Consider the following 16019-nt stretch of genomic DNA (forward strand, 5'->3'; position numbering starts at 1 on the left):
CGGTGCTGCTTTTTTTGCAGGCGCTTTCTTTTCAGCAGCTACCTTGGAAGTTGCTTTGGTAGTTGTTTTGGTGGTTGTTTTTTTTGCAGTTTCTTTCACTGCAGTCACTTTGGTCTCTTCTTTTTTGGTGCTCATATCTATTGCTCCTCCTTCAGATGTTTGAAGATTATATAAGATTTTGGTGGCATTAAAACGCCGTATTCGTTATACAACACCCCGTGGTGTGAAAATACCGATTCACCCGTAATTTCCTCTTTCCAAAGTGCTGTTTCCTCTTTGGCATTGACAAGCACTGTAAGGTTCCCGCGTTTTAGGCAGAGAATGTCCTCATTGTGGGTGATTTGGGTGGACGATGTTTGAAATTCGTCTTCATAATCAGTGTGAAATTTTGTGATTTTTTTGAAAAAATCCAGAAGTTCTGTGTCTTCTTTGCCGTAGGGATAGGTTCTTCTGCAATAAGGATCTGCAAAGCCTTGCAACCCAACTTCGTCCCCATAATAAATACAGGGAATACCGGGCAAGGTAAACTGCAGTACCGTAGCAACCTTCAGAAGTTTTTTTGATTCTTCGTATGCTTCTTCGCCCATACGGTAGGTCCCCTGCTCTTGCATCGGGATATCTTCTGATACACCAAGCTCTGTCAGAATTCTCTTTGTATCGTGAGTCCCCAGAGAATTCATCAGAACCAGTAACACTTCTTCAGGATAGTTTTCTAAAATCGGCATCACGCTATCTTCAAATTTCTTTGCATCGTGATGCTTCACATAATCAATGATGGCTGTGCGGAAGGGATAATTCATTACGCTGTCCAACTGGTCTCCCAGAAGATAACGGCGTTTCACACCGTAGCTTTCCTTGTTGGAAGCATCCTCCCACACTTCTCCGATGATAAATCCGTCGGGATTGACTTCTTTTACAGTCTTTCTCAAACGGTCAATAAACACATCGGGCAATTCGTCTGCCACATCCAGTCTCCATCCGTCTACCCCACGATCACTCCAGAATTTTAACACACCGTGTTCGGGATTGGTGATAAAATCCAGATAACATTCATTATCTTCCCGAACATTTGGCAAATTTTTAAATCCCCACCAACTTTCGTAGGTATCGGGATGTTTTTGAAAGGAATACCAGGGATAGTAGGGCGAATCTGTGCTTTGATAAGCTCCCACAGAATCATAATGTCCGAATTTATTAAAATAAACGCTGTCGGCTCCCGTGTGGCTGAACACACCGTCCAGGATTACTCGGATTCCACGTTTTTTGCACGCTTTGGTAAAATCGGTAAAATCTTTTTCTGTTCCTAAATAAGGGTCAATTTTTTTGTAATCTGCTGTGCTGTAACGGTGATTTTCTCCACTTTCAAACACGGGATTCAGATAAATAATCCCAACGCCCAGTTCTTTAAGATAATCCAGACGCTCTGTAATCCCCCGAAGGTTTCCGCCAAAATAATCGTTGGCAAGATAGGGATTCTGCTGGGGTAAAAAAATGGGAGTTTCATCCCAGTTTTCGTGAAAAATCCGTTCATTTTTGGTGGCAGGCAATTTCACCTTGACGCTCCGATTAAAGCGGTCGGGAAAAATCTGATACATAATCTTCCCTTTTGCCCAATCAGGTGTGGTAAATCTTTTCTGATACACCGTCTGCTGAAACATCGGAAGTGTTTCGTCCAAAACCAGTCTTCCATTCTGATTTCTGCCGATAAAGGTGCCGTGTTCCGTTTGAATCCGAAATTCGTAAAACACTGCTTCTGTTTCCGAAAACGAAATCTTCAGCTCATACTGACTATAATTGTCACGGCATCCTGCATAAGAAAAATCAAACTGATTTCCACAGGACGTTACCAGAGAAACTTTTTCCACAAAAATATCATTAAAAACAAAAATACGAAACAAAACCTCGCGGTTCGTCTGAACGGCACCGAAAGGATTTTTACAGAGAATATCGCGGGAATTAAAATAAATGTTCAACTGCTTTTTCTCCTTCAAAATATAAGGTATAGAAATACCCAATACATTATACCCTTTTTTCACCCGTTTGTCAACTGACAGAACAGTTAGTATTTTGTCTTGTTTGGGCTATATTTTTATGGATATTTACCAAGGAAACTTTCCAAATTTTGTAAAGAAACACAGTCTTTCTATTTTTTATATATTTTTTACAAAAAACACTTTATTTTTCAATCTGTTTATGTTATAATATAACAAAGTTATACAATTCGACAATGATCTTTTTTATTTTCGGCAAACCCCGAATAACCGAGAAATAAAAACGGCGGAGTAAAACCGCCGATTTTGTCGTGTTTTCGAAGCATACATCAGGAGGCAACAACATTATGCAAAAACCCAATAACCATATGGCAGAATACCTGTTTCACCAAGGGACCAACAGCCGTGCCTACGAATTTTTAGGAGCACACCTTCAAGGTAACAAGTGTGTATTTCGTACCTGGGCACCCAAAGCAAAGGCGGTCTATGTGACAGGTTCTTTTTGTAATTGGGATTACACTGCACATCAGGCCGAACGAATTACAGACGGCGGTATCTATGAATGTGTGATTGAAAATGTAAGTGAATTTGATGCTTATAAATTTGTGATTATCACACAATCAGGAGAAACACTTCTAAAAGCAGACCCTTACGGATACCATTCCGAAACCCGTCCCGGAGATGCATCTAAGGTGTATGATTTATCAGGATACCGATGGAGTGATAAAAAATGGCTGACAAAACGGGAAGCACCCTACCAAAAAGCCATGAATATTTACGAGGTGCATTTCGGCTCCTGGAAACGGTATGCCGACGGCAATAATTTCTCCTATCGGAAAATGGCGGAGGAACTGATTCCTTATGTGAAAGAAATGGGATATACCCATATTGAACTGATGCCTATGAGTGAATATCCCTACGATAAATCCTGGGGTTATCAGGTAACAGGCTACTATGCACCCACCTCCCGTTACGGAGAACCAAAAGATTTTATGTATTTTATTGACGAATGTCATAAAAATGACATTGGCGTTATTTTGGATTGGGTGCCTGCCCATTTCCCCAAAGATGCACAAGGTTTATATGAATTTGATGGAAGCTTTTGTTACGAATACGAAAGTTTATATAAAAGAGAACATAAAGATTGGGGCACCCGTATCTTTGACTACGGCAAAAACGAAGTAATTTCGTTTCTCATTTCCAATGCCTGTTTCTGGCTGGATAAATACCATATTGACGGTCTTCGAGTGGATGCAGTTGCCTCCATGCTATATTTAGACTACGGAAGAAAAGACGGCGAATGGGAACAGAATCAATATGGCGGAAACGGCAATTTGGAAGCGGTGGAATTTTTAAAGAAATTAAACACCCGTGTATTCTCCGATTTTCCCGGCATTATGATGATTGCCGAAGAATCCACCGCCTGGCCCATGATTACCTATCCTGTGGAAGACGGAGGATTGGGATTCAACTACAAATGGAATATGGGTTGGATGAACGATTCTCTTCGCTACATGGCAACTGACCCGTTTTTCAGAAAAGGCGTTCACAACAATATGACCTTTTCTTTAACCTACGCATTTTCAGAAAACTTTGTACTTCCCTTATCTCACGATGAGGTGGTGCACTTAAAATGTTCCCTGCTAAACAAGATGCCCGGTTACTTTCACGATAAACTGGCAAATCTTCGAGCGTATCTTACTTATATGTTTACCCATCCCGGCAAAAAGCTGACCTTTATGGGAGCTGACATCGCTCAGCAAAATGAATGGAATGAAGAAGCCCAGCTTTCCTGGGAATTGCTTCAGTATCCGGAACACAAAAAGCATCAGGAATTCGTGAAAGCGTTAAATCATTTTTATCGGAATGAACCTACCCTGTGGGAGAGAGACGACAGCTGGGAAGGATTCCAATGGACCAGTGCCGATGACTGTGATAACAATGTGTATGCCTTCTGGCGAATGGATAAAAAGGGAAACAAACTGTTAAGCGTGTTTAATTTTTCTTCCAACCGCTATGAAAATTACAAACTGGGAGTCCCCAACCGGGGTAATTATGTGGAAATTTTCTCCACCGACAAAGAAGAATTCGGCGGAAACGGAACACCTGCCCAGAAACTTACGTCAAAATCGGGTGCAATGCACGGTCAGAAACAATATGTTGAACTGACCATTCCCCCGTTCTCGGCGTTATGCTTTTATAAAAAAGCAACTCCAAAGAAAACAAAGAAAACAAAAAAAGCATAAATAAAATCACAAAAGCATAAATATCAGGGAGGAAATTTTGCTTCCCGACAAAAGAGTATTTTAATTTCAGCATATAAAATGCAACAGAACAAGAAAGGATAATTCTTATGATTGCAAAAAAAGAAATGGTCGCAATGTTACTTGCAGGCGGTGCCGGCAACCGTTTGTATGTTCTCACAAAAGAACGTGCAAAACCGGCAGTTCCTTTCGGAGGAAAATATAAAATTATTGACTTCCCTATCTCCAACTGTGTGAACTCCGGCGTGGATACCGTGGGTGTGTTGACTCAGTATCAGCCGTTGGAATTAAACACCTACATCGGAAACGGGCAACCTTGGGACTTAGACAGAATGTATGGCGGTGTGCACATTCTCCCTCCCTATCTTGCGGGAGCAACCGGAGACTGGTATAAAGGAACCGCTAACGCCATTTTCCAGAATATGCATTTTATGGATCAGTTTGACCCGGAATATGTGCTCATTTTATCCGGTGACCATATTTACAAAATGGACTACGCAAAAATGCTTCAGTTCCATAAAGAAAAAGACGCTGATCTTACCATTGCCGTGTTAAATGTTACCATGGAAGAAGCAACCAGATTCGGTATCTTGAATACCAATCCTGATTTGTCGGTGTATGAATTTGAAGAAAAGCCCGCAAACCCGAAATCTACCAATGCTTCTATGGGGATTTACATTTTCAATTATAAAAAATTAAAAGAATATTTGGTAAAAGACGAAGAAAACCCCAATTCTTCTAATGACTTCGGCAAAGACGTTATCCCCGCGATGTTAAATGATAACTGCAAACTGTTTGCATACCCCTTTGAAGGTTACTGGAAGGATGTGGGAACCATTGATTCTCTGTGGGAAGCCAATATGGATTTATTAAATCCCAAACTTCCTTTGAATTTAAGCGATCCCTTATGGAGAATTTACAGCCGTCACAATGCTACCACTCCTCATTATATTGATGAAAAAGCAACGGTGGCGGACTCTATTATTTCTTCTGCTTGTGAAATCTACGGCAATGTTTCTCAGAGTGTGATTTTCGCCAACACCACCGTGGGTGAAGGTACCGACCTGGAATACTCTGTGATTATGCCCAACGTAACAATCGGCAAAAATGCCAAAATCCAGTATGCAATTATTGCTGATGATGCAGTGATTGAAGATGGCGCCATCATCGGTGCAGACCCCAGAGACTGCAAAGAAGGCGAATGGGGTATCGCAGTAATCGGTCAGGGTGCCGTGATTAAATCCGGTCAGGTTGTATTACCCAAACAGATTGTATAGATTTCCAAACGAAAGAAACACAGAGAAAGAAGGATATAAACAATGAATGCATTCAGCATATTATTTTCAGATACCTTTTACTACGACAGAATCGGCGAGCTGACCAAAAACCGTAATCTGGCATCTGTCCCCTTCGGCGGAAGATACCGTCTGGTGGATTTTGTGCTCTCCTCGTTAGTAAAAGCACATGTGCCCAATGTTGGCGTAATTACCCGTAATAATTACAGTTCCTTAGTGGACCATTTAGGCAGCGGTAAGGATTGGGATTTAGACCGTAAAAACGGCGGTTTAAAAATCTTAACTCCCTTTGCCAACAATATGGGAAACTCCTCCTCCAAAAACAAATTTGAAGCCTTAAACAGCGTGAAAACCTATATCCGCCATAACCTGCCCGATTATGCGATTTTGGCAGATACCAATATTATATGTAATATTGATTTTAAAGCAATGGTGCAATTCCATAAAGATACCAATGCGGACGTGGTATGCTTATATAAGAAAAGAGATGTATACGAAGGAAGCACCAGCATTGCAGTAAATGAAAACGGTCAGGTAACCGGTTCCCGTTATCACGGAATCGCAAATGGCGAAGAAGACAATTTTGTGTTAAAAGTTTATGTGATGAAAAAAGACTTCCTCTTAAACTTGATTGACACGGGCATCACTTACGGATGGGAAGAATTCAACCGTGACTTTATCACCAAACACTTCTCCAATTACCGTATTTTCGCAATGGAACAAAAGGGTTATTGCAAAGTGTTAAGAAACATCAACGATTATTATCAGGCAAGTATGGATTTATTAAATCCCGAAATCCGCCGTGAAATCTTCCAGTCCGGCACCAACATCTTGACCAAAATCAAAGACAGTGTTCCCACCATGTACGGCTCCAATTCCAAAGTGAAAAACAGCTTGATTGCAGACGGTTGTAAAATTGACGGCACCGTGGAAAACTGTGTGATTTTCCGTGGTGTTCACATTAAAAAAGGTTCAGTTGTGAAAAACTCCATCATTATGCAGGGTGCAGAAATCTCCGAAAACTGTCAGATTACCAACGTGATTGCCGATAAAGGTATGGTCTTAAACGAAGGCATGGTATTAACAGGTTCAGAAAGTTTCCCCTTCATCATCGCAAAGAACACCAAAATTTAATCCCCTGAAAGGTAGCTAACATCTATGAAAGTTTTATATGCAGCAGCAGAAGCCACTCCTTTTATTAAGGTTGGCGGTTTAGGAGACGTAATGGGCGGTTTACCCAAAGCTCTTTGTGAGCTTGGTGTAGATGCCAGAGTGATTTTGCCTCTTTATTCCAAAATCAAAGACAAATATATCGACCAGTTGGAATTTATTGCCGACATTGGAATCCCGCTGGGTTGGAGAATGTGCTATTGCGGAATTTTTAAAGCCGAAATCGGCAAAGTGATATACTATTTTATTGATAACGAACTGTTTTTCAAACGTGATAACGTGTACGGAGAATTTGACGACGCGGAACGGTTTGCATTTTTTTCCAAAGCGGTTTTAGAAGCGTTACCCCACGTGGATTTCTATCCCGACGTGATTAACGCAAACGACTGGCACACCGCAATGGTGCCTCTGTATCTGAACGCCTTTTACAGAAATATCCCCGAATATATGTTTATTAAAACCGTTCTTTCCATTCACAACATTGAATTTCAGGGACAGTATGACCCGCTGATTATGGGGAACGTGTTCGGCTTGGATGTATCTTACCGTGAGATTATGATGTATGATGACTGTCTGAATGTGTTAAAAGCAGGGATTGAATCTGCAAACTTGGTAACCACCGTATCAGAAACCTATGCCAAAGAGATTCTGGATCCCTATTTCTCCCATAATCTGCATAACATTTTAATTCCCCGTCAGTATAAATTAAAAGGGATTATCAACGGAATTGACACCGAAGTGTTTAACCCCAAAACTGATAAAGCACTCCCCTATCATTACGACTATTCTTCCATCCGTATGAAATCCATGAATAAGACCGCTCTGCAAAAAGAACTGGGCTTAGAAGTGGATGCGAAGAAACCCATCATCGGTATGGTTACCCGTTTAACTCCCCAAAAAGGTTTGGATTTAGTACGTGAAGCCATGAGCGAGCTGACCAAGCACGATGTTCAAATTGTGATTTTAGGAACAGGATATCCCGAATATGAAGAATGCTTCCGCTACTGGGAAAATGTTTGTCACGATAAAGTTCGTGCCATCATCAAATTCTCAGGAGAACTGGCTTCCAAAATTTATTCGGCGGCAGACTTATTCTTAATGCCCTCTCACGCAGAACCCTGTGGATTGGCTCAGATGATTTCCATGCGCTACGGCACCATTCCGATTGTGCATACCGTGGGTGGCTTAAAAGACAGTGTAACCCCCTACAATCCCGAAACCAAAGAAGGAAACGGGCTCACCTTCCAGTCTTACAATGCCTGGGATATGTATGATGCCATTATGAGAGGATTAGAATTATATCACGATAAAAATCATTGGCGGGCGCTTCGTAAGAATGCAATGAATACCGATTTCAGCTGGGAAAATTCTGCGAAGATTTATAAACAGACCTACGAAGATTTATTGAATCAATAATACAAACAAAAAAGGAGTTGATAAAATCAACTCCTTTTTTAGTATAAAATATTTAAAATCGGCAAACTAATCTTTTAAATTGTATGTATCCTTTACTAAATTACAAAAATCTTCCATTTGTTTTTCAGTTTTTTCAGTGAATGCTTTTTTGCAGATTTTTTTCATTCAGTCTTTAATTCCTGCATTTTTACCAAATCTTTATTCATTGTGCACCTTCATTTCTGCTTTATTCAAATATAACACGTCACATGGTATATTTTTAGTACATTATTTCTTCTAAAAAATGTGTGTCGGTAAAATTGTTTTTATCACCCTTCCGTGACGGATGATAGTGAAAACGCACTTTTCTACCTTTGCATTGCTCTATAATATTTAACACTTCATCACGATTATCAAAAAACTCCCTCCCCAAAAACACAATTATTTCAGGGTCTAATATTTCTATTTGTTTATTGATTTTATCGCTATAAATATCAGCATATTGCAATAAATTTTCAAATTTGCAATTTCTGAATCCGCCTCGTTTATTTATGTTCATCATAGCAGCATACTCATACCACTTGGAAGAATCATCAATATCCAACAATTTTACAGTCAATTTTTTTAATCTTCTGGGAATTGCTTTTCTGTATTTTTCTCTGTTTTCCTTAAGCCAGAATATGGAGTCACCTATCACAAATTCTTTATCAGCCAATTCCTCTATGTTAGATTCTTTTAGTATAAATAATATCCTGCAAGTTGAATTGTCGTTCAAATAACCATCATTTGTCCAATTGTTCTTAAATTTATCGACGTCAATCACTTTATCTTTATACAGAGGGAATGTCATTTGACAAGAATCATCCCCCTCTTTAGCATGACATTCCTTCCACTCAGAAAACAGTTGGTTTAGTTCTTTTATTTTAGACATATCACTTCATACTCCTTATTTTGAACTTTATCTTTCGACAGTATTTAACATTTTCATATAGTTCGTGTCAAGTCAGGAGAACAGTGAATAATAGGACCTACTATTTTTTCCTTAATTTTTCACTGGATTTTTCTTAAACACTTTTCCTTAGAACCCGCGAGAATACTGAATTTTCTCACATCCGACAGTATATATAAATATCAAAATCAGCAAACTAATGTTTTAAATTGTATGGACTTGACACAAGTAAATTTTCATAATTATCAGTTATTTTTTTCTGTATCAATCATTATACCAATTTCAAAATAATTTAATAAAATAATACGTGCTAATGTAAATGCGTTTTCTGCATCATAAACCGATAATTTTAAAACATTTTCATTTATATTGTGAGAAGATAGATGACTTCTTATATAACTTAATTCTAGAATTGCATCGCAAATATTTATTTCAAAATCGCATATTACTTCTCCGTCACTCCACTCACATAATTTTTCAGTTTGGATAACTTTATCTTTGAATGGACGGATAAAACCATTTCTTGTTAACCAAGGAATCGTTTCATTGGGATTTATATTTTTTCTGAGCAATCGACTGTACAACTCTTCTTTTACGACTGGGTTCCACTCGTTGTTGATTACACTTGGATTGTCAGTATTTGCTTTAATTTGAAGATGTAGTTCTTCTAGAACAGAGTAACAATCTACTACCACATTTGCAATCCGTATTCTATCCGTCAAAAGATAATCTTTAATAAATGGATCTTCACACGGATGTAATTCCATAGGATGTAAAGCATATATTTCTTTCGCCACATAATACTTACATACAGAGTTTTCATATGTTTGTGTATCATATACTTTTTGCAGCAGTTTACAAGCAAACAGCAATGCATCATCACCATAAACCACGCCTTTTCTTCCAACTTGAGAAAACACATCTATTGGGTCCCTGTCAAAACGTCTAATAATTTCCTCTGTTCTTTCTTCAACATAGCCATTTACAACTGCATGGCAAGACGCAAGAACATCTACAATATGTTTTGCTTTTTCCTTTTTAGATGTTAAAATTTCTATACCATAAATATTTGTTCCTTCAAACCTAGTATTCATAGGTTCACAATAGTTTCCGTAATTAACAAATATTATTGCTTCATTTTCAGATAAATCTATTTTTTCAATTTGTTTTAATTTCGAGGTGAAATAACACCATGTATTGTATTGTGAAAGGCTAGACAATTCTATCACCACCTACTCTTCATTTTAAATAATACTTGTTCTTAATAACATCTTTTTGTTTAAAGGCCTCAATTACTTTTTCTTTTATCAAGTTAGTTGTAATATCTTCCCAATAATTTACATAAATCAAAACTATTCCATTTTCTTCACTCAACTTGAATTTCAAGTCATCTCTTTTTCGTTGTTCTTCAAAATGTTCTTCTCCGCCAAAATATTCAACTGGCTCGAAATGTTGCTTGCCCTGGTATTCAAATGCTATTTTTTCACCATAGACAAAGACATCATAAGACATTTGTCCATTCCTAGTATGTAAAAAATATGGTCTATGCTGATGAACAACTTCATTTTTCGAGAAAACTTTTTTCACGCATTCAAACATTAATTCTTCCGATTTCCAACGATTTTCTGTTTTAATATACTCCGTAGGTTGTGTACATTTCTGCAAGTATTGCTGTATATTGGTTAAAATATCTTCGTACTTTTCTGGAAAATAGTCTTTTTTCTGATAATCAACAAAAGTCCAATATCGTATACAATTATTAGGGATAAACCTTGGATGTAAATTAGAATCTTTTTTAGGATTCGTTTTATGTTCATGGTAATACTCGCTAAGTTTACATAATAAGAATTCATCAAACTCACTTATATTATTGTATGCCAAAAACTCCGGAAACCTATCTGATTTTTCTAACAAATCCTGTCTTACTTGAGGTTTGCCATCAACAAACTCATAGGCCATATAAACGTGTCTTGTAGACTTCTCCATATCTGAAATAGCATTCAATATATACTTTGTAATATACGGAGAAGTAGTGCTATCGACTGCATAAGCAACCTTTCCGTTACAAGTAATTTCAAAAATAATGAATGTATATGGTTTTCCTTTCCAAGCTTCAACTCTATGTTTTAAGTTCAAAAACGACAACTCTTCATTAACTCTATAGAAATTTGTTTTCCAATAATCACGATTACCTTCATTATAGTTTTCTTCCTCAATAAAATTCAGGTTTTTTATCGGTCTATTTAAATCTGAGGTGAAGAATTTATATTTGTATGGTGCGTAAGGTGCATATTCCCCAAAAAGTTGTTTTCTCAATTTAGTAGCATTTATTTTGAAAAGTTCATTATAAGTTAGTTCTTCAATTATGAATATGTGTCCTATTAATGTATTAAATACCCCGCAATCATTTTCAAGATAATAATTTATAGTGTTTTCTGTTAATTCTCTGGTTTTCTTTATGCCAAAATAAACGATAAAGCTATCTTCTATCACATACACTTTTTCATTTTCACTTATATCGTGACACACAAAAGTATAAGTGTCAAAAAGTCTTTCAAACACTTCTGCTGAACTTTTATAAAAGTTTTTTAAATTATAATAAAACTCTTTAAGGTTCATATTATTACCTCTTAATTATACTTTTTTCAACACAACTCTCTATCATTCGACACAATTCTTACTCGTGTCAAGTCAGGCTAAAAATTACGATTCGTAATCACTTTTTCAAAAAAACGAAAATGTCCCAAAAATTCTCAACTAAATTCTAATTTTTATTGTACTTATTATAACATATAAAAATAGAAATAACAAGTCTTTTAGTTTCTTTTGGTTCAAATTCGCGTCAGTTTCAGACTGCGGATTCCATTTTCTTTCATTTGTTTGAATTTCTTTGGTTTTTTTTGTTTTGTTTTGATTTTTTTGATTTTTTTTGGTTTTCCTATTGCATTTTGAAAATGAGTGTGCTATAATAAAATTGCTTTATGATAAATAGGCAATTTTTGTCAAACTGTGTCGGACATCCTACGGTTTATTATTTACATATTATATAGATAGGAGATCTTAAAAAATGCTGGTAACCTTAGAAGAAATCTTAAAAGACGCCGAACAAAAGAAATACGGTGTTGGTTTGTTCAACATGTTGAACTTAGAAATGGCAAGAGGTATCATTGATGCTGCTGAAGAAGAACGCTCCCCCATTATTCTGGGTGTTGCGGAAGTTCATCTGCCTGTAATCCCCTTTGATTACGCTTGTCATATCATGAATAAAATCGCAAAAGAAGCAACCGTTCCCGTTTGCTTACATTTTGACCACGGTACCAACTACAAAAAAATCTTAACTGCTATGAAAGGCGGCTTCACTTCCGTAATGTATGACGGTAGTGCTCTGCCCTACGAAGAAAACATTGCAAACACCAAAGAAATTTCCAAAATTGCGCACGCTTTAGGCGTAAGCGTGGAAGCAGAACTCGGTCATGTTGGCGGTGCAGAAGGCGGCGCTGATGACGGTCACGAAGCAATGTATACCAATGTGGATCAGGTAAACGATTTTATCCGCCGTGCAGACATTGATGCACTGGCTGTTGCAATCGGTACCGCTCACGGTCAGTACAAAGTAAAACCGAAGCTGGATATCGGCAGATTAAAAGAAATCTATGATATTGCTGAAAAACCGTTGGTATTACACGGCGGTTCCGGCTTAAGCGATGACGACTTCAGAAACACCATCAAAAACGGTATCAGAAAAGTAAATATCTGTACCGAAATGTGTATGGCTGCACACAGAGCATACACCTTCGCATTCAACGAAAACACCAACTTTGAAATCGCTCTGCAGGTTGCAAAAAAATCCGTTCAGGAAATTGTAAGAGAAAAAATGATTCTCTTCGGTTCCAGCGGCAAAGCGTAAATCGTAAAAACACACAAAAGCCAAATCATCAAAAGATTTGGCTTTTTCTTTTTATTTAGGAGAAAAATTTGAAAATAATATAGACAAAATCAAAAATATTTGCTATAATATATAAGTTAAAAAGTCGTAAGGAGGTTCTTTTTTTAATGTTTACTAAAACAAAACGAATTTTAGGCTTATTTCTTGCTCTTATGATGCTAATTTCTGTTTCTGTGTTCGCAGACACAGCGGAAATCAATGCAGGCTACGATATGGTTTCTGTTCGGGTAAACGGAAAATACATCAATGCTCCAAGCTACTTATATAACGACTACATATATCTTCCGCTTCGTGCCGTTTCGGAAGCTATGGGAGCAGAAGTGTTATGGGACGGTGAAACCAATGCAATCACCATCACCACCAATAAAACAGAACCAAAAATACAACCTCGGGCATTTGCTGTGAATCCCGGTGAAAACGTTTCCTTTGAAGCACACGTCAATTATGTGAAAGTTTTTATCGACGGCAGCGAACAAATGGTTCCCCATTTTCTGTATAACGGAACCACTTATGTACCTGTGTCAATCTTTGATGAAATATTCGGATGTCACGTAATGCAGCATTTTGATACCATGTCTGTGAGAATCTATTCTCCGGGTTATAAAACATTCGGCGAAAACGAAGTGTTTTATGTAAACGATACTCCCTATACCAACGAAGAAGCAACTGATATTTCCAAAATGCTGTTTGGCGTGGTTACGCCATCCACCCTGGCAGAGTATGCCAACGTGGAAGAATATCTCCTATCCGGTACGGCGATGATAACCATCGGCGAGCAAATTGGTTCCAAAGATGGATTCGATGAATACTATCAGGCACAAGACTTTGATGGTTTAATGGAATCATACAATATTACAGACAAAGAATCATTTACCGAAAATATTGCATGGCCTTTCTACTACAGCCAGAGTTTTGACGATGAAACTCTCAACAATTATTTTAATCCTACCGATGAAGACTTAGCGGCATATTTGCCAAATACTATCTATGCTCAGGGCAGATGGCTGAAAGCAAAACATATTTTAATTGAAAAAACACAAGACGAAAGCGGCTTAAAACAAGCTGAAGAAATTTTAGCCTTCTTAAAAGAAAATCCCGAAAAGTTTGACAGTATGATGGCAACCTATTCCACTGATTTCGGTTCTGTCACCCAACCAAACGGCTATCTGTTCACTGAGGGCGATATGGTAGACGAATTCTATGAAGGTACCCTTCCCTTACAGGTTGGTGAAATCTCCGGCATTGTGGAATCCGAATTTGGATATCACATCATTTTAAAAGTTGCAGATTATGAAAACGGAGTTCCTCTGGAAGAAGTAAAAGACGAAGTCAAATCTGCCTACTTAGATGATGCTATCAGCGATCTGTTTGTGCAACAAATGGCTGAAATCGACACTGTGTTAAACCACGAAGTAGTGGAAAAACTGAACGAAAAATAAGAAAGGAATATAAAAAGATGCAAGACAAAAAATTAGTAACAGAAATCACATCTATGGATGTGGATTTTGCAAAATGGTACACCGATATCGTTAAAAAAGCAGACTTGGTTGATTACTCCTCCGTGAGAGGTTGTATGATTATCCGTCCCTACGGCTACGCTATCTGGGAAAATATCCAGAAAGTATTAAATCAGAAATTTAAAGAAACTGGCCACGAAAACGTGTATATGCCTATGTTTATTCCCGAAGGTCTTTTAAATAAAGAAAAGGACCACGTGGAAGGTTTCGCACCCGAAGTTGCCTGGGTAACTCACGGCGGTAACGAAAAACTTTCTGAACGCCTTTGTGTTCGTCCTACCAGTGAAACCTTATTCTGTGACCACTATGCAAATATTATTGAATCTTACAGAGATTTACCCAAATTATATAACCAGTGGTGTTCCGTGGTAAGATGGGAAAAAACCACCCGTCCCTTCCTTCGTTCCTGCGAATTCTTATGGCAGGAAGGACACACCGCTCACGCTACTGCTGAAGAAGCGCAGGAAGAAACCATCCGTATGCTGAATGTATACGCTGATTTCTGTGAAAAATACTTAGCTATCCCCGTGGTAAAAGGCCAGAAAACCGATAAAGAAAAATTTGCAGGTGCCGTTGCAACCTACACCATCGAAAGCTTAATGCACGACGGGAAAGCACTGCAGAGCGGTACCTCTCATAACTTTGGTGACGGTTTTGCAAAAGCATTTGGCATTGAATTTACCGGTAAAGACAACAAATTAACCAACGTTCATCAGACTTCTTGGGGTGTTTCCACCCGTTTAATCGGTGCAATTATTATGGTACACGGTGACGATTCCGGTCTGGTGTTACCTCCCAACATTGCTCCCATTCAGGTTGCTTTAATCCCCATCGCTCAACATAAAGAAGGGGTGCTCGATAAATGTCGCGAAGTAAAGGAAATGCTTTCCGACTTCACCGTGAAGATTGACGATAGTGACAAATCTCCCGGATGGAAATTTGCAGAGTACGAAATGAAAGGCGTACCGCTTAGAATCGAGTTAGGACCCAAGGATATTGAAAATAATCAAGCTGTTTTAGTTCGCCGTGATACCCGTGAAAAGAAAGTGGTATCTTTAGATAACATCGCAGAAGAAGTAAAAGAAATGCTGGCAATTATCCAGGATGCTCTGTTCCAGAAAGCATTAAAACACAGAGAAGAAACCACTTCCGTTGCAAAAGACTTTGACGAATTAAAAGATATTGCTCAGAACAAGCCCGGCTTTATCAAGGCGATGTGGTGCGGTGACGAAGAATGTGAACTGAAAATCAAAGAAGAAACCACCGTTACCAGTCGTTGTATCCCCTTTGAGCAGGAAGAAATCTCCGACAAATGCGTATGTTGCGGAAAACCTGCGAAAAAAATGTTATACTGGGGTAAAGCATATTGAGAAACAATTTAATAAGAACCCGACCCGATGACGCAATCAAAGATTGCGGTCGGGTGCCCCGGAACCTTGTTGTATTCACAATCAAACTAAAAAGAGTGTTGCATCAGCAACACTCTTTTTTG

At 38.2% G+C, this 16019-nt stretch carries 11 protein-coding genes; 7 read left to right on the plus strand and 4 right to left on the minus strand.

All coding sequences use genetic code 11. The annotated features are described in order from the left end of the window. Positions 1-137 precede the first annotated feature (137 nt). Positions 138-1973 (minus strand): glycoside hydrolase family 13 protein, encoded by a 1836-nt coding sequence (locus tag E7413_03125; protein MBE7018854.1) that lies wholly within the window; start codon positions 1971-1973, stop codon positions 138-140. Between the two features lie 386 nt (positions 1974-2359). Here E7413_03125 and glgB point away from each other — a divergent pair, with 386 nt between their 5' ends. The 4 genes from glgB to glgA all read left to right on the plus strand — a co-directional run bounded on the left by glgB (position 2360) and on the right by glgA (position 8136). Next, positions 2360-4237, plus strand: coding sequence for a 1,4-alpha-glucan branching protein GlgB (glgB, locus tag E7413_03130; GenBank protein ID MBE7018855.1), 1878 nt, complete (start codon positions 2360-2362; stop codon positions 4235-4237). 107 nt (positions 4238-4344) lie between these two features. Continuing rightward, positions 4345-5532, plus strand: coding sequence for a glucose-1-phosphate adenylyltransferase (locus E7413_03135; protein MBE7018856.1), 1188 nt, complete (start codon positions 4345-4347; stop codon positions 5530-5532). A 42-nt stretch (positions 5533-5574) separates the two neighbouring features. After that, on the plus strand, positions 5575-6684 hold the full coding sequence (glgD, locus tag E7413_03140) for a glucose-1-phosphate adenylyltransferase subunit GlgD (protein ID MBE7018857.1): 1110 nt from the start codon (positions 5575-5577) through the stop codon (positions 6682-6684). Positions 6685-6708: 24 nt separating this feature from the next. After that, positions 6709-8136: a glycogen synthase GlgA gene (gene glgA / locus E7413_03145; protein ID MBE7018858.1), complete on the plus strand. Its 1428-nt coding sequence runs from the start codon at positions 6709-6711 to the stop codon at positions 8134-8136. Between the two features lie 259 nt (positions 8137-8395). Here glgA and E7413_03150 read toward each other — a convergent pair whose 3' ends face one another. The 3 genes from E7413_03150 to E7413_03160 form a co-directional block, all read right to left on the minus strand. Further along, positions 8396-9046 carry a hypothetical protein gene (locus E7413_03150; protein MBE7018859.1) on the minus strand — a complete coding sequence of 217 codons (651 nt, stop codon included), beginning with the start codon at positions 9044-9046 and terminating at the stop codon, positions 8396-8398. Between the two features lie 263 nt (positions 9047-9309). After that, a complete protein-coding gene (locus E7413_03155) occupies positions 9310-10284 on the minus strand; it encodes a hypothetical protein (GenBank protein ID MBE7018860.1) in 975 nt (324 codons plus the stop codon). A gap of 19 nt (positions 10285-10303) precedes the next feature. Beyond that, entirely contained in the window at positions 10304-11683 is a 1380-nt protein-coding gene (locus E7413_03160; GenBank protein ID MBE7018861.1) for a hypothetical protein, read from the minus strand. Between the two features lie 448 nt (positions 11684-12131). Here E7413_03160 and E7413_03165 point away from each other — a divergent pair, with 448 nt between their 5' ends. The 3 genes from E7413_03165 to E7413_03175 all read left to right on the plus strand — a co-directional run bounded on the left by E7413_03165 (position 12132) and on the right by E7413_03175 (position 15897). Further along, positions 12132-12971: a class II fructose-bisphosphate aldolase gene (locus tag E7413_03165; GenBank protein MBE7018862.1), complete on the plus strand. Its 840-nt coding sequence runs from the start codon at positions 12132-12134 to the stop codon at positions 12969-12971. A gap of 146 nt (positions 12972-13117) precedes the next feature. Beyond that, complete coding sequence (locus tag E7413_03170) at positions 13118-14449, plus strand: hypothetical protein (GenBank protein ID MBE7018863.1); 1332 nt, start codon at positions 13118-13120, stop codon at positions 14447-14449. 17 nt (positions 14450-14466) lie between these two features. Next, positions 14467-15897 carry a proline--tRNA ligase gene (locus E7413_03175; protein ID MBE7018864.1) on the plus strand — a complete coding sequence of 477 codons (1431 nt, stop codon included), beginning with the start codon at positions 14467-14469 and terminating at the stop codon, positions 15895-15897. The last annotated feature ends 122 nt before the right edge of the window (positions 15898-16019 follow it).

It is taken from the genome of Oscillospiraceae bacterium (assembly GCA_015068645.1).
GTDB lineage: Bacteria > Bacillota > Clostridia > UMGS1840 > UMGS1840 > SIG452.